Raw genomic sequence first — 17,312 nt, 5'->3', positions numbered from 1 at the left:
GGGAAATGACAATCTCTTTTCCCGTACGTCTTGGGCGAAAAATCAGCGATCTACGCGAAGACTAGTCTCCCTGTTCAAACGCCCGAAAATGGACACAACGGTTCGAGGATGGACATAACTATTGAAAACTACCGGTTAGGTTTGATTTGTTTCCATAGAGTTAGCTGCGCTGCAGGTTGGCGCTGCAACTGCACAAAGGATGCCATCGTTCGCGGGGTACAAGGTAGAGATGAACTCACTGACGCAAGATCTTCGCTTCTCGCTTCGCCAGATTCGCCGGTCGCCGGGGTTCATGGTGGCCGCTGTGCTGACCCTCGCGCTGGGAGTGGGTGCGAATACGGCGATCTTTTCGCTGCTGGACCAGGCGTTGTTGCGGTCGCTGCCGGTGCGCGCGCCGGAGCAGCTTGTGGTTTTGAGCGGCACAGGCAAGGCATGGGAGGGACATAGCAGCGATCATGGCGGCGGGTCGGAGCAGTCCTTCTCCTACCCCATGTACCGCGACCTGCAGGATAAAGGTACGGCGGTGTTCGACGGCCTGATCGCTACCTCGCCCGCCGGAGTCGGGGTTACTCGCCACGGCGTCTCCGAGCTAGTGGATGCGGAGATCGTGAGCGGCAACTACTTCAGCGTGCTTGGGGTTTCGGCAGCTGAGGGCCGGCTTCTGACGGCTAGCGACGATACAACGCCCGGGGGAAATCCTGTAGTGGTCGTCAGCTATCACTATTGGCAGACGCATATGGGTTCGGATGCGGGAGTTGTCGGCCAGACGATCTCCATCAACGGCTCTCCCTACCAGGTGATTGGCGTCTCCGCGCCGGCGTTTCAGAGCGCGATCTGGGGACAGATTCCCGACGTCTTCGTGCCGATGTCGATGCTGGATCAGGTGATGCCGGGTAAGGGCACTAGACTGCAGGATCACAAGGACCGATGGATGGATATCCTCGGGCGGCTCAAGCCAGGTGAGACTCCGGAGCGTGCGGAGGTAGCGATGGCTCCCTTGTGGCATGCGCTGCGGGCGGAGGAGTTGAAGGCGCTGGGAACACAGCCGCAGCGCTTCGTCGATGAGTATCTAACTCGCAGCAGGCTGGAGATGACGCCCGGAGCGCGAGGTGTCTCGTATGCGCGGGAGTCTCTGCAGAAGCCTCTGCTGGCGGTGATGGGGATGGCGTTTCTGGTGCTGCTGATCGCGGCGGTGAATGTGGCGAGCCTGCTGCTGGTGCGATCGGCGGCGCGGGTGCGCGAGTTTTCGCTACGCTATGCGCTGGGAGCCAATGCGCGCCGCGTCGTGCAGCAGCTCCTGATAGAGGGAGTTCTGATCGGCATCGCGGGCGGAGTCGCTGGATTGTTGATCGCTCCCCTGTGTCTTCGCGTTCTGGTGCAGCGGCTAAGCACGGATGGAGCATCGGCTTTCTCGACGACTCTCGATACGCGCCTGCTGCTCTTCAACTTCGTGGTCGCCCTCGCGGTGAGCCTCCTCTTCAGCTTTGCTCCCGCGGTGCAGCTGCTGAGACCTAATATCGTGAACTCGCTGAAGCAGCAGACGACGACTGCTGCGGGCGGCACGCTAAGCTTCCGGCATGTGATCGTCTCGTTGCAGGTAGGCCTTAGCGTTCTCCTGTTGGTAGGTTCGAGCTTGTTTGTTCGAACGATGCAGAACCTGAGACGAGTCGATACGGGCATCAACACCTCGCACCTGATCACCTTTCACATTGACCCCCTGCTCTCCGGGTACGCAAAGGAGAAGATTCCGGCGTTGCAGCAGCAGGTGCTCGACGCGATGGCGGCGCTGCCGGGAGTGCAATCAGTTGCCGCTACCAACGATGCGGAGTTGGCCGACAATGGGCATAGCGGCAACGTCACCGTGGAGGGCTACACCGCGCCTGCAGAGGACGACTTCGACGTGGAAGTTCCGACTGTCAATGCGGGGTTCTTTCACGGGATGCAGGAGCCGATGCTGGCGGGGCGCAGCTTCAGCGAGGACGACGATGCGTCGCATCCGATAGTTGTGGTGGTCAACGAGAGCTTTGCCAAACACTACTTTACGAACGCGGCAGCGGCACTTGGACGGCGCGTAGCTTTCGGCGGCGGCAACAAGCTGGACTACGTGATCGTGGGCGTCTCGCGAGATGCCAAGCACGCCAACGTGCGTGATGCGGCTCCGCCTACGATGTTCCGAGCGCTGAAGCAGGCAAAGTCGGTCGACGAACTTTATCTCTACCTTCGCACCACGACGCCGCCGGAGCAGAGCTTTGGCATGGTGAGACAGGCCATGAAGCAGATCGACGCCGGGCTTGCAGTCGACTCGCTGCGGACGATGGACGAGCAGATCGACACCACCCTGAAGAACGAACGCCTGATTGAGCTGCTGGCGATCTCATTTGGCCTACTCGCGACGGCGCTGGCGGGGATCGGTCTCTACGGCGTGCTGGCTTATTCGACCGCACAGCGAACACGCGAGATCGGCATTCGCATCGCGCTGGGGTCTTCACGGATGGGCGTGTCGCGGATGGTGTTGCTGGATGTGTTTCGGTTGGCAGCAGTCGGCGTCGCAGTGGCGATTCCCTGCTCGATCCTGCTCGGCAGACTTCTACAGAGCCAGCTCTTCGGGGTTTCGACGGCGGACCCGATCACGCTCTTCGCCGTGGTGTTGCTGATTGCGGTGGTGGCGTTACTGGCTGCTGTCATCCCTGCACGTAGAGCGTCTTCGGTTGATCCCACGACCGCGCTCCGTGCGGAATAAGTTTCTGGCTGATCGCCAGAAAGAGAAAACGGCGGCAACGAATACATGGAATCGTTGCCGCCGTTTTTGATTGAGTTGGAATGAGGTTAGATGTGGCAGCTCACCATGCCACGCTTTTCGAGATATCGCTGGTGGTACTCCTCTGCCTTCCAGAAGGTAGTCGAAGGAGTGACCTTGGTTGCAATAGGTTTGCGATAAGAGCCTGCGGCGTTCAACTCTGCGATCTTTGCGCGGGCCTGCATAAACTGCTCGTCGTTGCGTGTGAAGATAACGCTGCGATACTGGGTGCCCCAGTCCGGACCCTGGCGATTGACCTGGGTAGGATCATGCAGCGCGAAGAAGGCGTCTAATAAAGTCTCATAAGAGACACGGGATGGATCGAAGGTGACTTCGACAACTTCCGCATGGCCGGTGCGGTCCGTACAGACTTCCTTATAGGTTGGGTGTTCGAGGTCGCCGCCTTCGTATCCTACGACCGTATCGATAACACCGGTGATCTCGCCAAATCGGGTCTCAACTCCCCAAAAACATCCTGCTCCAAATATTGCTTTTTCCGTTGCCACTCTGCTGCTCCTTGACTACATCCTTGATGCACTTATTGGATGCTCCCGGGTTGAGATAGTCATCACCCAAGAGGTTAATAGCGCGAGTATTTTGAGCGCGCCGACAGAGCCGTGTCAAGCGATCAAAGGTCGTATAAAAACACGGGTACCTTGTGTGTACTCCGTTAGACAAACGTTCTCTGATTATGGTTACGAAGGGGTGAACGTCGGATAGACGACGGACTAATTCGGCCTGCGCGGGCGGCTTGCAGACTTAGTTCCTGTGGGCTGACGACGCGGCTTCGAAGACTTCTTCTTCGCAGGAGATTTGAGTTGCGCGAACTCCGGCGTCTTCTTCTTCGGCACAACCTTCTTACCCTTCGCTGCGCGGTCGAGCGCCATCACTTCGCCGAGTGTCAGCTCGCGAAACTCGCCCGGAGGAACATCGAGGCGCAAAGCTCCGTAGCCGATGCGTCGAATCTTTTCGACATGATGGCCGATCTCTTCAAACATCTTTCTGATCTGGCGATTGCGTCCCTCGATGAGGGTGAGCTCGTACCAGGGGTTGTCGCCACCGCGTACCAGCTCGACCTTGGCGGGTGAGGTGATGATGCGGTCGCGACGGCCGCTGCGGACCTCGTCGAGACGGCCGCGGTCGATCATGATGCCGCTGCGGATCTGCTGCAGGCCCGAAGCCGGCGGTGTGCCGCTGATCTTGACGAGATAGGTCTTCTCCACGCCGGCTGCAGCCTTTGAGAGCGCGTTGGCGAGGTTGCCGTCGTTGGTCATCAGGATGAGGCCTTCGCTGAGATAGTCGAGGCGGCCTACCGGGTAGAGGCGAACATTGTCGCCATGCGGGCCGGACTTCTGCTTCGCCATCAACTGCATGACCGTGGGGCGCTTCTCCGGATCTTCGAGCGTGGTGACATAGCCGCGCGGCTTGTTGAGCATGTAGTAGCGCTGCTGCTCGGGGCCGTGGAGAAGTTTACCGTCGACGCGGATGTGATCTTTCAGTGCATCGTGGCGAGTGCCCAGTGTCTTGACGATGACGCCGTTTACCTGCACGCGGCCTTCGAGGATGATCTCCTCGGCCTTGCGGCGGCTGGCAATACCCGCCTGCGCGAGGATCTTCTGAAGGCGGTCGCCTTTGGGTTCTTCGTTGGTGTTGGGCTTTGCAGCGGAGGGGGACTTGGTCATGTGTTTCCGGCTTTCTGACTGCGGGGCGGCTCATCGCGGTCGATACTGCTGTATCGATTGTATCGTGCCGGGACGCGAGACTGTTCTAACTGAAACAGAGGGCAGCGGGTGGAAGGTTACTCCGTAGCGTAGAGCCGCACGATGAACGAGATCTGGTAGAGGACCGACAGAGTAAGAAGGATGAGCTGCGTGCGCCGATTCTTTGTAATCATCGCGACGACGCAGACGGCCAGATACACCGCTATGCGAATGGGGTACTCGAAGCCGAAGGAGTGAAGATAGGCGGCGCCCTTCAGGCTGGTGTCGACGACGTCTGCAAGGAAGGTGGCGGCGAGGAAACCGAAGAACCATCTACGGCGCGACAAGAAGTAGTCTTCGTAGCCGGCGTAGTCCTTCAGGTCCGAAGGAAAGAGCAGGGTGCTGAGGAAGTAGAAGAGGATTGCGTAGAGGATGACAAAGAAGTAGATCGCGAAGTTCCACTGCTGCACCATCACAAGCCGAAACTCCCACCACCAGAAGTGAATGATCCAGAGCAAAAGCGATGCAGCCCAGCCAAGATGGAGAATGGAGACCTTGGCACGTTTGGGATGCTGGACGAACTGCGCGAATCCCTTGAGCAGCGTCGTGATGCCGAGTCCGACGATGATCGAGATGACAACCTTGACGTGCGAGTAGAGTTCGGGATTCGGAGGTTGAGGCGCTAAGGTCGTGGGAGCGATCATGAGATGCCTGTCGGCGATTGCAGTGGGGATTAGGAGTGATGGAAGGTGATGCCGTAACGGTTGGAGATCTCTATGATCTTCGGCATGTCATTCGCGGGTGAGAGCGGGCCTATCTCCTGAAGATACCTCTCGAAGCCGCCGGGCGAGACGAAGATAAGAACTCTTCCGACGGTGGTGCCGGAGTTGCGAAAGGAGTGAATGTGCCCGCGCGGGGCGAAGATCACCTCACTCACGCGAAGTGGCGTCCACTCGCCTTCCTGAAGAAATTCGAAGTCGCCTTCTAAGACCGTGAAGGTCTCATCTTCGTTGGTGTGCTTGTGAGGTGGAGGGCCACCCCCTGGGTGCATAGTTTGTATCAGGACAGTCGCGTTATCTCTGCTCATGGCAGCGTCAACCAGAACGTCGACATCTTCGCCAAAGACCTTGAAGGTTGTAACAGGTTTCATCAAAACTCCGATTCCGTAAAGTCGGGTCCGACAAGAACAGCAACAGCGTATCAGAGGTCTTTACCTCTGTTCGGCGGACGCGCACGCCGGCAACTCTGCGCTAGATCTTGTTGGTATCGATGGAAGGAGTTCGCTGCATGCCCTTCGGAGCAGGCGTGAGTGGGGCATCGGGCGGAGCTTCGTTGTCACCTTCAGGCGTGGCGACAGTGTCCGGCTCGTTGTCCTCAGGCGTATCAGGAGAGTCAAGCGGGTCAGGCGTCGGATCGAGGTTGGAGGGCATTATCTTCCCTCCTCCGACTCGTGCTCCTCATCGGACTGGATCTCAGCGTCGAGGGCCGGGGAGTCTTCCCCTTCGACCACCTGATCGGTATCGTAGTTCGGCGGCAGACCGGAGAGGCGTCCATCGACGATGGCCTCGTCGGCTACCGTTTCGTTGCTGTCGTTCTCTTCATTGCTGTCGCCGTCTGCTTGAGGCTCAACCTGGTACTTCTCCTGTTCGACCTCATTCGAGGACTCGGGGGCGTGGTGTTCCATGGGAATCTCCTCCTGCTCGGCCAGCTCGCCGGCCATCTTCTCAAACTCTTCGATGCTGGGAAGCTCGTTGATGTCTTTGAGGCCGAAGCGGAGAAGGAAATCTTTTGTAGTTTTATAAAGTATCGGGCGGCCGATGACCTGTTTGCGGCCAGCGGTCGCAACCAGCTTGCGGGCCATCAGGGAGCCGAGGACACCACCGGAGTCGACGCCGCGAATCTCCGAGACCTCGGGAGCGGTGACAGGCTGCTTGTACGCGACGACGGCGAGCGTCTCCAGCGCCTGGAGAGAGAGCTTCAAGGGGGGCTTGAGCGATTTGACGAAGCCTCGGACAGCATCGTGATACTCGGGCTTGGTGGCGAGACGAAAGCCGCCGGCAACCTCACGGATCTCGAGGCCGCGATCTGAGGTGGCGTAGTCGGCGATGAGCTGGTCGAGGATGGTGCGGAAGTACTCGCGGAGGCGACGCTCCTTCTCTCTGGCCTCGCGGGCGAGCTTCTTCTCGTCCTTCTCGGTGGGAGCGATCTCGGCAGAGGGTTCGCTACCCTGCTCCTGGGTTGCTGAAGTCTCTGAGGCTTCTCCTGCAATCTCTGCGGGACGATCCGACTCGGCGGGCGTCTCCGTATCGGGTTCGAGATCGTCCGAGGTGCTCATGGCGGCGGCATCGGCAGCGGCGTGCTCGCGTAGTGCGCGGGCGTGGGCAGCCTCGTGCGCGGCGGCCTCGTGAAGATGATGCTCGAGAGCTTCGTGACGCGCTGTGTCGTCTCCCGCAGCCTCGGCGGACTGCGCCTCGGATTCGTTCGAGAGCACCTCGCCGTTCAGGCCGTCCATATCCATCGCGAGATCCGTGGTGAGCGGTTCAGCGTCGAGCGCCAAGGAGTGCTGCGCGGAGTCAAGGTGGTCCAGCTCGGCCTGGGCTTCATGCCCGAGGAGACCGGCAAGCTGAGCCAGCGTTACTGGTTCTTCTGAGGCGTAGATGACGGCTTCGATCTTGGCTTTAAGGCTCATGGTGTCGTTGGTGTACTTCTAAGCATACCAACGCCGCGCCCCCCTGCCCGGGACCAAGCGGAAATCCCGTCATGCGCAGACCCGGATCGGCCGGGCGACAACATCGGGTCAACAGTAAAGGCGCAAAAAAGAGGGCCGCCGATGTGGCAGGCCCTCCTTGAGATAAAGCGCCAGAACGGTTACTTCGCGATTATGTTGAAGAGCCAGAACAGACAGCCCGAAAGCAGAGCCGCCACCGGCAGAGTGAAGACCCAGGCCAGCGCGATATCGCGCAGCGTGGACATCTGCAGGCCGCTCTTGTTCGCCGCCATCGTACCGGCAACACCCGACGAGAGAACATGCGTCGTGCTGACCGGAAGCCCGTACCCGTCTGCCGCAAGAATGGTCAGCATCGCGACCAGCTCGGCCGAAAGGCCCTGCGCATAGGTGAGATGCGTCTTGCCGATCTTCTCGCCGACCGTCACCACGATGCGCTTCCAGCCAATCATGGTGCCGAGACCGAGAGCCAGCGCCACCGCGACCTTCACCCATGGTGGAATGAACTTCGTCGAGTTGTCGAGCATGCCCTTGTAGTTCTTGAAGATCTTCTCGTCTCCGTCGCTAACCTTGGGGCCATACTTCGGCATCAGGCGCAGCGTCTCACTGGTCAGGTACATCTGGTTGCGAACGTTGGCCTGCATGTTCGACGGCACCGCGCCGAGAGACTTATACTGCGTCGCCTCGTTGCGGATGTCACCGACCATCTCCTGCAGCGCAAGCATGGTCGCAGGCTGAAACTTATGCGTGCTGACGAAGGCCTCGAGCTCCGGCCCGCTGTCCGCCACGGTGGTGCTTGGGTCCACGTAGTTGCCGACCGCGCCGATCACCTGCTGCGAGACCGCGGCAAACGTCTGCACCTGGTTGACGCCCACGGTATGGTTGAGCGCGTACGCGGTAGGCACCGTACCGACCAGGATCAGCATGATCAGTCCCATGCCCTTCTGTCCGTCGTTGGAGCCGTGCGCGAAGCTGACGCCCGTGCAGGTAAGCACCAGCAGGGCGCGGATGTAGAACGGCGGCGGCTCAGCTCCCTTGGGCGCCTCGTAGAGCCGTGGATCGCGCAGTACCGCCTTCATCAGCAGGAAGACCAGAGCCGCGCAGCCGAAGCCCACCAGCGGCGAGATCAGCAGCGCCTTGAAGACCTTGGTGACCTGCTCCCAGTCCACTCCGCTGACGCCGCTGCTGCCGTTCATCAGCTGATTGGCAACGCCCACACCGATGATCGAGCCGATCATGGTGTGCGAGCTCGACGCAGGCAGTCCCCTCCACCAGGTGGCGAGGTTCCAAATAATAGCCGCGATCAGCAGCGCGAAGACCATGGCGAAGCCGGAGCCTTTACTCACCTTGAGAATCAGCTCCACCGGCAGCAGCGAGATGATGGCGAACGCGACCGCACCCGAGCTGGTAAGAACTCCGATGAAGTTCCACAGGCCGGACCAGACCACGGCGACATGCGGCTCCAGAGCATGGGTGTAGATGACGGTCGCAACGGCGTTGGCGGTATCGTGAAAGCCGTTGACGAACTCAAAGCCAAGCGCGATGAACAGCGCGAGGCCCAGCAGAATAAAGGGGAAGGCCGAGCCTTCGTGGACCGGTAGAAGATCGGTATAAAGCCGGCTGGCAATATAGCCGAGGCCGCCGACGACCAACACGCCAAAGACTGCGGCGCCGATCTTGCCTGGCGACGACTTCTTCATCTTCTGGTCCAGCATCGAGCCGGTAGGGGGCATTACAGGAGTGGCCATATTAAGTTTGCCTGAAAGTTCAAGATGGTTGCGTGAGCTGACGATAGGCCTGAAATAAGAATGGGGTGTTACAGAAAGGTGAAACATGGGCATCTTTTGACGTCGCAAAACCCTGCAACCATCGCATGAAGTCGCCCACGGCTCCCTTCAATCCTCGATTGTTTGCAATCGTTTGCGTCGGCACCCGCCTGCAGAGCGGACTTCTCTCACGGAACCCCGGGCCCTGGAGCGCGATGTAACGGCATCCCCTCCCGTTGCACTATGACTTCGAAGCGACGGCAGACCTTGCCTTAGAGTCTGCCGCGGGCTACAACTAAAGTCCGTCGCTTCTGTCAAAATGAGTACTATAATTCAGGTTTTCGAGGGTCTTTGTGATGAAACTCCTTGCACGCTGGTTTAGCGCCTCGGTCGCTCTCTTTGCAGTTGCCGCCTTCACCTGTCCGAAGACCGCACTCGCCGACAGCTATACGATTCTCGATCTCGGCGATGCCAACGCCCGCAGCATCTACGGTATGGATACCGCGGGAGACGTGGTCATCTACGGGAATGGGTGCGGTACCTTCGGCCCCTGTTATACGACCTTCATCGACGGCGTGGCTTCCAGTCATAGCGAGTCCGCTCCGGATATGGTCTACGACGACGGAACTCCCTGCACTTCAACTCCCGCAGGTTTCAATGCTGCGAAGAAGGTCTGTAACAGCGGTTACGTCGGACTAGGGACCTTGTTCAACGCCAACGGCAATCCCAACGGTGCATACATTGGCTCGGGAGACGACTTCCAGTTTCTGCACAGCGGGTCTGCGGACCAGGTCTTTCTGAACTCGGTCGGCGACTTCACCTGGACCGATGGCAGCGGCGAAGAGATCTACGAAGCCATCGATACCACCGTCTCTACGGTGCCTGAGCCCGGCAATCTGATGCTGGTCGGGACCGGTCTGCTTCTGTTCACGGCTGCGGTTCGCCGCAGGGCGCTTCGCAAGACGCAGACGCACAAGATCTACTAACGCCAGTCGTCGCGGGCCTGTGCCTGGTCGGTAAAGACCTGGTCGAAGTTCTCCGTCTTCTTGATGAGAATGTCGCCCTCCAGGATGGGCTGATGCAGCAGCACCGCCTGCAGGCGCACCAGCTCCAGCATCGCCAGAAACATGCAGATCAGCGCACGCTCGGTGTGGGTGTTGTGAAGCAGCCGCTTCAGGCTGATGGGTTTGTCTTCCATCAATAGGCGGCGTTTGACGTAGTCGATCATCTGCGCCACCGTGACGGACTCTTCATCGACGTTGAGGATGGGACGCTCGCGCAGACGCGCCAGAACATCCTGGAAGACCCGCACGAGATCTACCGTATCGGCATCGATCTCGCGATCTTCGTCGAGTACTGGCGCGCCTACCTCCCCGATATCGCGACGAAAGTTCTTCAGCCCGGAGTTGGTCCAGGTGGCCTCTTCAATCTGCTGCTTCTGCAGCAGCATCTGCGCTGCGGCTTTGAAGCGCTCATGTTCGAGCAGCCGTTCCACCAGCTCACGGCGCGGGTCTTCGGGATCGCCTGAGAGAACATCCGAAGGATCGCGCGGCAGCAGCGTCTTTGACTTGATGTGGATCAGCAGCGACGCCATGTAGATGAACTCGCCTGCTGCGTCCACGTCCACCTGCTTCAGGTGGTGGGTGTACTCCAGAAACTGGCTGGTGACGCGGGCGATCGGAATGTCATAGATGTCGATATTCTGCTTGCGTATCAGGTCGAGCAGAAGGTCGAGCGGCCCATCGTAGACCTGACCGATGGTGACCGAGAACGGAGACTGCGAGGCCTCCTCTTTGTCCTTCGCAGGACGCTTGGCCTCGGGCGCAGGCGGTGGGACGGGCGGATGCTGCAGAGCGAAGGGCTCGGCGGCTTCGGGAGTTGTAGTCTCTGTCGTATCGGCGTCAGCAGCGACAGCCGCATCGTTTGCAGGAGTCGTCTCGTCAGACGCAGCGCCGGCCTGCTCGTCAGTCTTTGCCTCTTCGGCGGCGGATGATTCGGGAGGTAGCGTCTCGTCGGGCATAGTCATTACTCGAGGCCGATAGCTTGGCGAACGTGCTGAAGCGTTTGAATCGCGCGTTGACGGGCGCGGGCGGAACCGTCCCACAGAATAGCGTCAACCTGGCCCGGGTCCGCTTCGAGAGCACGGCGGCGCTCCTGAATCGGAGCAATCTCACTCACGATGGCGTCTGCTAGCCAGCCCTTGCATTGAATGCAGCCAATCCCTGCGGTAGTACAGCCCTCGCGAACCTCCAGCTGCTTCTCCTCAGTCGAGAAGACCTTGTGCAGATCGAAGACGGGGCAGATATCAGGATTACCGACGTCGGTACGGCGGATGCGTGCAGGGTCCGTCACCATAGTCTTGAGCTTCGCGCGAAGATCGGCCTCAGGCTCGGAGAGCATGATGGTGTTGTCGTAGCTCTTGGACATCTTGCGGCCATCAAGACCAGGTAGCTTGGGAGACGGCGTAAGGAGCACCTTCGGCTCCGGCAGAATGCCGAGTGCGACAGTGTTCGCGGAAAGCTCGGCAGTAATAATCTCTTTATCAGAGTGGTCTTTGCGAGCTCTTTCAATCGCCGGTGTCGGCTGAGAGCAGTAAAACGCATTGAACCGACGAGCGACCTCGCGGGTCAGCTCTACGTGCGCCACCTGATCCTGGCCGACGGGAACGAAGTCAGGCTGGTACAGCAGAATGTCAGCGGATTGAAGCAACGGATAGCCGAGAAAACCATAAGTGTTCAGGTCTTTCTCGCGAAGCTGCTCCTGCTGGTCCTTGTAGGTAGGGACGCGCTCAAGCCAAGGAAGGGGCGTGAACATGCTGAACAGGGTGAAGAGCTCGGCGTGTTGGGGCACATGCGATTGAATGAAGATGGTGCACTGTTCGGGGTCGAGGCCGGAGGAGAGAAAATCCAGAGCCACCTCTCGAATGTCCTCTTTTAACCCCGCTGTATTGGCATAGTTCGTCGTCAAGGCGTGGTAGTCCGCGATGAAAAAGTAGCAGTCGTACTCATGCTGGAGACGGACCCAGTTGTAGAGCGCGCCCATGTAATTGCCGAGGTGGAGACGGCCGGTGGGCCGCATGCCGCTGAGGACGCGGGGACGTGAAGGTGTCAGAGTGCCGTTGGTATTTTCAGTCATTGCGATCAATTGCAAGGGTAAATGATTAGGGCGGACTGTGGAGAAGCGCGCCCGGCCAGGACGGCCATGGCAGAAAAAGAGGGGCTGGGTAAAAAAATAGTCCAGATCGGTGGCGTATTTTTCAGCTTTGGAAAACCGGTGTCAGCACACCACGTCTACCACGCATTCCACCACGATCTCACCATCGAAAAACCACGTCCAGACACCCGCTTTTTCCAAAACACCCTTCAAAACACCAGCAAATCTCAAGAAACTCGCTGTCCAGCCACGTCGGGATTTTTTTGCAGGAAACTACAACGTGAACAGAATCCGATTGAAGGTATTCAGCAGTGGAGTGAAAAAGACGCTGAAGATAAAACTCCCGCCAACAAGAAACAAGATGATCATGCCGAACATCCCCACGCGGTCATACACCTGCACAGCCCGGTAAGGAAGAAAGTGGCGCACAATATGGCTCCCATCCAGCGGCGGAATGGGAATCAGGTTGAAGACAAAGAGCAGCAGGTTGATGAGAATCACGAAGTAAAGAAAGAGCGCGATAGGAAAGAGCGTCGGCAGATTATCGGTCGAGATGCCGGGAATGTGTGAGGCCAGCGCCATCGCGGTACCGATAGCAAGGACGCCTCCTGGAACCAGGTGCTTGATCAACACCAGCAGAATCAGTGCGATGCTGGCCGAGAGCAGGTTACTGGCCGGCCCGGCAAGCGTGACCAGAATGTCGTCGCGCCGATAGTTTTTGAAGTTGCGCGCGGTCACTGGCGTCGGCTTGGCCCAACCGATGAGCGGCCAGTGGTAGACCAGCGCCAGCAGAGGCATAAAGACTGAGCCAAGCGGATCAAGGTGTTTCAGCGGATTGAGCGTGACACGGCCTAGCATCTTGGCGGTAGGATCGCCCAGGCGCCAGGCGGTCCAGGCATGAGCACACTCATGGACACTGAAGGCCAGGACCAAAACCACGACTTGAAAGATGATGAGAACTACATCCTGATTCATACAGGTTCAAGTCTACTGAAGTTCGCGTGAGGGAACCGTAAAGTTGCTCTTGCGGAGATGCGGCCTTCGCCTGGGCATCCTGGTAAAACATCGGAGCGCCCAGGCGAGATCACTGTTTCCTTGCGGTTTAGAGGGTCTCGGCGGCAAGCTGTGAGGACTGCTTACGGACCTTCGGCTTAGCCGGAATGCCCACAGAGACGGTCTCCTGCGGAACCGGCTTCGTGGCCAACCCCATGGCTCCGAGCATCGCGTCTTCGCCAATGCTGGCGCCTGCGAGAACGGTCGCGTGGTAGGTAACGCGGGCGCGCGGGCCAAGTTCCGTCACCTTATTGGTGATGTTCGACTGGTTGTTGATGTCGTGGGTGTGAGAGTAGACGTTGGCGTAGTCGGAGATGCTGGTGCCTTCGTGCAGGATGATCTCGCCGCGGTCGTCGAGCAAGACGTTCTTGTGGATGGTGCAGGAGTCTTCGATGGTGAGGTTATAGCCGTAGGTGAACTCGACGTTGTGGAAGATTTTGACGTGTTTGCCGAGGTGACGGAAGATGTGGCGGCCGAGCATGCAGCGGAAGCGAAAACCTAGCCAGTGGTTCAGGCCAAGCGGCGAGCGGTCGAACATCTGCCAGAACCAGATGAGAGGCTTGCGGATGGCGTACTGCTCAGCATCGACGTCGCCGTAGTACTCCGGTTCAAGCGTGATGTTGCGGGGATCGAAGCTCTCGGAGAGAGAGTACATCGCGAGCTCGCTGTTGAGCACCGCCTTGATGTGGCCGCCATGGGGCCGACCGAAGTAGATCTGGTAGAGCTCATCGCGGACGACCTCGGAGCGACGTTCGGGCGACTGCTGGCGGGTGAACTCGTCGTTTAGCTTGGCGAGCCAGCGGCGATAAAGGGCCTCAGCTTCGGGAGTGGGTTTGAGTTCACGGTAGGTATGGACTGGCATGGTTCCCTCGCTGACTTTCGTCCGGGTGCGGACTGGCGAATCTTTGGTTCGCCTATTCTATGGCGAACACGGCGTAGACGGTGGCGGTTTTTTCGATCTGGCGCGGGTTGATGGCGAGGGGGATTCCGCCGCCACCTCCTGACATTTGAGGAGCGGCCATTGCTTTCATAACCGGACGCAGTGGCTCTGCCTGGGTTTCGTTGCTGGCGTAGAGGAGTGCTCCGAGGCTGGCGTTCAGGCCTTTGGCCATCTCTGCTGCTACGGTGCGGGCGCGCTGGAGCGCCTTGGCAGCTGCTCCAGACTGCGGAGCGTTCTCATCCTTCAGGCTCCAGTCGATCTGTCCGCTTTGATTAGCCCCTGCCTTCACGGCAAGGTCGAGAACCTTGGCTGCGTCGTTCGCGTTGGTGCGCACGGTCCAACTCTGCGTGACCTGAAACTTGCGCTGCGCCTTTTCGGCGGGCGTGAGCTTGTCGATCTGGTAGTCCTGCACCGGGGAGACGTTTTGATTCTCGCTCTCGATCGAGTCGTTAGGGACGCCGGCGTTGGTGAGCGCTTTGACGATAGCGTTGGAGGTGCGGGAGCCAGCGGCATAGGCAGAGTCGCTGTCAGGGCCATAGGCAATGAAACCGATGTGGACGGTTGCCACATCAGCAAGCGCGATGACTTTGTCGGTTGCAGTGATCGCGATGGTGCGATTTTCCTTGTTAACCTGGATGGTCTGGGTTAAGGCCGGAATCGTCGCCGAGAGGGCCAGACTGGCAGTGCATGCGAAGAAAGCTAGGCGAACGATAGTCATTGATCTTCTCCTGAAGAGTCGAGCAGGTTGGCTAATGTAGTTTTGTGTTTCGGCTTTGCGGCGAGCTTCTGCTTCGGGTCGGGGAGGATACGCTCCGGTGGCGGTGTGCCGACGCGCTCGCGAGCGTTAGCCTTGACGGCCTTAATCTTCGAAAAGACCTGCTTCTTCGGCTTGCTCATCCTGGTTCCTTCCTGCGTCGGTTCCGGGCCTGGTTGGCCCATGCGTGATTATGCATGACTCTTGCTTGTAAGGGGGCATCTGAGGCAGGATTGCAGAGGAGATTCGGTTGGCCGTTGGCGGCTGAAGACCCGGATGAGGTGCTGGATGGAAGAGCGGGATTTTTTTGATGAGCGGGCGGAGCAGCGGACCCACGTGATGACCTGTCCCCATTGCGGGCAGCAAGGGGAGTACCAGATCGAATGGGTAGTGCGTCGTAAGAAGGCGCAGCTTCCACGCGGAGCAGACGACCGCGACCGGGCGCGTTTCGCGAAGGCTCAAAGTTATATGGTTCGCCGTGATGATCCGATGGGTTGCAAGAATATCCGGTGCCGGAAGCGCTTCGATGTGGTGGGGATTCAATCTGTGGCGTTTATTTAGCGCTCCTGATGGTCTCTGAGTACTGTTTCGGCGCTCAGATCAAAGACTTTTTCCGCGGCCACGGTCAGCACAGGCCGCCTGTGATTTAATACAGAAGTAGACTGACACTCGAAAGCTCGTCAGTCTGATTTGAACTGGGAATGAACGAGAGACGGAGACCAAGAACGAAATGGCGAATACGCTGCTTCCAATCGAAGAACGCAATTTGACGCCGGATGAGGTGGAACGGCTGGATAAACGACGTCGCCGCGGCCAACTCTTTCTAGTTCTCTGCTTCCAGAGCCTGATCGTGTCAACTTTGCTGACTCTGTGGAGCGGTCAAGACCTGACCGTGTCTCCTGGTTGGGCACATCCGGTGGTTTATTGGAACGCAATTACCTTCACTTTAGCGCTCATCTTTGGGATAGCCGGGGTTCGGCTCAAGCGTGGAAGCAATGAGTTCGTGAGCTACTAAATTTCTCTAAAAGGATTTAGAAGAGAGTTTTATGACTTTCACAGCAGAAAGTTCTGTGTAAAAAGTCTGCCTGATACGTTCGAATTGCTGATATTTTCCGCCTACAAGTTAGCTAATGCAGAGCTATGGGCGATAACCATACGTAATTTCGTTTGTTACGGAAGCAGCGAACTACTTTTGGATGAAGAAGTTAGCGATTAGGTGCAGCTCGGTCTACAGTCGTATCATCATCAACTGAAATTCTGTACTGCTGATCCGCTTTCGTAAGAAGATGCATCTCACTTAAATGGAAATCGAGTAGATGGCGGCCGGGTACGACTCTTGATGAGAAGCCACAGAGAAACCGCGGTTCTGGAGCCGGAAGAGCAGGCTTTGCAGGTGCCGGAGAGATTACGAGACAAGTTTGGGCGGGCGATAACGGACCTGCGTGTCTCGGTGACAGACCGATGCAACTATAAGTGTGTTTACTGCCGCACTGGGAACGAAGGCGCTCAGTACACTGAGCTTGCTAGCGAAGACTATCTGAGGATGGTTAGGGCGTTCGTCTCATTAGGAGTCGAAAAGGTGAGACTAACGGGGGGAGAACCCCTGCTGCGGTCGGGCCTGATCGAGATGGTCCGCGAGTTGGCGGAGATGCGAACGGCATTTCTTCCGGATGGAACCTTTGCTAACGGTAACGGCAGGCCTCTTGATCTTGCACTTACTACAAACGGACATCTGCTGGAGGGATTGGCTCAACCCCTGAAGGACTCTGGGTTGAACCGCATCACCGTGAGCATGGATGCAGTGGACGCAGAGACCTTCACGGCTATTACTCGGGTTCCGCGGAGCCACGAGAGGGTACTTGCAGGGATTCGTAAAGCGCAGGCGGTAGGGCTGGGGCCAGTAAAGGTCAATTGCGTGCTGTTGCGCGGGTTCAACGATGGGCAGATTGAGCAGTTTGCGGAGTTCTCGCGACGAGAGGGCGTGATCGTCCGATTTATCGAATGGATGCCGCTGGAAGAAGGCCGTAGCTGGAAAAGAGAGTCGGTCGTTTCGATGGATGAGATAGTGGAGCGTTTGAATGCTTATCGTCCGTTGGTGGAACTGGCGCCACACGCAGCCAGTGAGACAGCGAAGCGATTCACCTTCTCCGATGGATTGGGAGAGATTGGAATCATTGCACCGGTATCACGCCCCTTCTGTGGGCACTGCAGCCGAGTTAGGTTGACCTCGGACGGAAAGATTCGGACCTGCTTGTTCTCGCAAAGCGATCACGACCTCTATGGAGAGATGCTGCGGGGTGGAACAGATGAGGAGGTGTCTGCGTATATTCGCATGATCCTGATGCGGAAAGAAGCTCGTCATCATATTGGAGAGCCAGGTTTTGAGAAGCCGTCGCGCAGCATGGTCCATATCGGCGGGTAAGT

18 protein-coding genes are annotated in these 17,312 nt (G+C 58.3%); 5 read left to right on the top strand and 13 right to left on the bottom strand.

Annotated elements, in window-relative coordinates:
• Nucleotides 1-229 precede the first annotated feature (229 nt).
• Nucleotides 230-2,740 (top strand): ABC transporter permease, encoded by a 2,511-nt coding sequence (locus GSQ94_RS20310; protein WP_158945814.1) that lies wholly within the window; start codon nt 230-232, stop codon nt 2,738-2,740.
• Nucleotides 2,741-2,826: 86 nt separating this feature from the next.
• On the opposite strand, the gene msrA is transcribed toward GSQ94_RS20310, so the two are convergent.
• The 7 genes from msrA to GSQ94_RS20275 form a co-directional block, all read right to left on the bottom strand.
• Entirely contained in the window at nt 2,827-3,303 is a 477-nt protein-coding gene (gene msrA / locus GSQ94_RS20305) for a peptide-methionine (S)-S-oxide reductase MsrA (RefSeq protein WP_158945812.1), read from the bottom strand.
• A gap of 222 nt (nt 3,304-3,525) precedes the next feature.
• Nucleotides 3,526-4,479: a pseudouridine synthase gene (locus GSQ94_RS20300; RefSeq protein WP_158945810.1), complete on the bottom strand. Its 954-nt coding sequence runs from the start codon at nt 4,477-4,479 to the stop codon at nt 3,526-3,528.
• Between the two features lie 116 nt (nt 4,480-4,595).
• A complete protein-coding gene (locus tag GSQ94_RS20295; RefSeq protein WP_158945808.1) occupies nt 4,596-5,201 on the bottom strand; it encodes a hypothetical protein in 606 nt (201 codons plus the stop codon).
• Nucleotides 5,202-5,230: 29 nt separating this feature from the next.
• Nucleotides 5,231-5,647 carry a dimethylsulfonioproprionate lyase family protein gene (locus tag GSQ94_RS20290; RefSeq protein ID WP_158945806.1) on the bottom strand — a complete coding sequence of 139 codons (417 nt, stop codon included), beginning with the start codon at nt 5,645-5,647 and terminating at the stop codon, nt 5,231-5,233.
• Between the two features lie 100 nt (nt 5,648-5,747).
• A complete protein-coding gene (locus tag GSQ94_RS20285; RefSeq protein WP_158945804.1) occupies nt 5,748-5,927 on the bottom strand; it encodes a hypothetical protein in 180 nt (59 codons plus the stop codon).
• Entirely contained in the window at nt 5,927-7,186 is a 1,260-nt protein-coding gene (gene scpB / locus GSQ94_RS20280; protein ID WP_158945802.1) for an SMC-Scp complex subunit ScpB, read from the bottom strand. Before scpB ends, GSQ94_RS20285 begins: the two co-directional genes overlap by 1 nt.
• Before the next feature lie 179 nt (nt 7,187-7,365).
• Entirely contained in the window at nt 7,366-8,970 is a 1,605-nt protein-coding gene (locus GSQ94_RS20275) for an inorganic phosphate transporter (RefSeq protein ID WP_158945800.1), read from the bottom strand.
• Nucleotides 8,971-9,344: 374 nt separating this feature from the next.
• Between GSQ94_RS20275 and GSQ94_RS20270 the strand changes: the two genes are divergently transcribed.
• Complete coding sequence (locus GSQ94_RS20270; RefSeq protein WP_158945798.1) at nt 9,345-9,974, top strand: PEP-CTERM sorting domain-containing protein; 630 nt, start codon at nt 9,345-9,347, stop codon at nt 9,972-9,974.
• Here the strand turns inward: GSQ94_RS20270 and GSQ94_RS20265 are convergent.
• From GSQ94_RS20265 to GSQ94_RS20240, 6 genes are all read right to left on the bottom strand, one after another.
• The gene (locus GSQ94_RS20265) at nt 9,971-11,008 is read right to left on the bottom strand and encodes a ScpA family protein (RefSeq protein WP_158945796.1); all 1,038 of its coding nucleotides are present in this window, start codon (nt 11,006-11,008) and stop codon (nt 9,971-9,973) included. The genes GSQ94_RS20270 and GSQ94_RS20265 overlap by 4 nt on opposite strands.
• A 5-nt stretch (nt 11,009-11,013) precedes the next feature.
• Nucleotides 11,014-12,123 (bottom strand): tryptophan--tRNA ligase, encoded by a 1,110-nt coding sequence (trpS, locus tag GSQ94_RS20260; RefSeq protein ID WP_158945794.1) that lies wholly within the window; start codon nt 12,121-12,123, stop codon nt 11,014-11,016.
• 291 nt (nt 12,124-12,414) lie between these two features.
• Nucleotides 12,415-13,116, bottom strand: coding sequence for a site-2 protease family protein (locus GSQ94_RS20255; RefSeq protein WP_158945792.1), 702 nt, complete (start codon nt 13,114-13,116; stop codon nt 12,415-12,417).
• A 127-nt stretch (nt 13,117-13,243) separates the two neighbouring features.
• Nucleotides 13,244-14,056, bottom strand: a complete 813-nt coding sequence (locus GSQ94_RS20250) for an acyltransferase (protein WP_158945790.1) — start codon at nt 14,054-14,056, stop codon at nt 13,244-13,246.
• Nucleotides 14,057-14,108: 52 nt separating this feature from the next.
• Entirely contained in the window at nt 14,109-14,852 is a 744-nt protein-coding gene (locus GSQ94_RS20245) for an SIMPL domain-containing protein (protein ID WP_158945788.1), read from the bottom strand.
• Nucleotides 14,849-15,031, bottom strand: a complete 183-nt coding sequence (locus GSQ94_RS20240) for a hypothetical protein (RefSeq protein WP_158945786.1) — start codon at nt 15,029-15,031, stop codon at nt 14,849-14,851. The genes GSQ94_RS20245 and GSQ94_RS20240 overlap by 4 nt, the downstream gene beginning before the upstream one ends.
• A gap of 145 nt (nt 15,032-15,176) precedes the next feature.
• On the opposite strand from GSQ94_RS20240, the gene GSQ94_RS20235 reads away from it, so the two are divergent.
• From GSQ94_RS20235 to moaA, 3 genes are all read left to right on the top strand, one after another.
• Complete coding sequence (locus GSQ94_RS20235; protein WP_158945784.1) at nt 15,177-15,449, top strand: hypothetical protein; 273 nt, start codon at nt 15,177-15,179, stop codon at nt 15,447-15,449.
• Nucleotides 15,450-15,618: 169 nt separating this feature from the next.
• On the top strand, nt 15,619-15,903 hold the full coding sequence (locus GSQ94_RS20230; RefSeq protein ID WP_158945782.1) for a hypothetical protein: 285 nt from the start codon (nt 15,619-15,621) through the stop codon (nt 15,901-15,903).
• Nucleotides 15,904-16,227: 324 nt separating this feature from the next.
• On the top strand, nt 16,228-17,310 hold the full coding sequence (moaA, locus tag GSQ94_RS20225; RefSeq protein WP_158945780.1) for a GTP 3',8-cyclase MoaA: 1,083 nt from the start codon (nt 16,228-16,230) through the stop codon (nt 17,308-17,310).
• Nucleotides 17,311-17,312 lie beyond the last annotated feature (2 nt).

It is taken from the genome of Granulicella sp. S190, from assembly GCF_009766095.1.
Classification (GTDB): domain Bacteria; phylum Acidobacteriota; class Terriglobia; order Terriglobales; family Acidobacteriaceae; genus Edaphobacter.
This window is presented reverse-complemented; position numbering and strand designations above follow the sequence as displayed.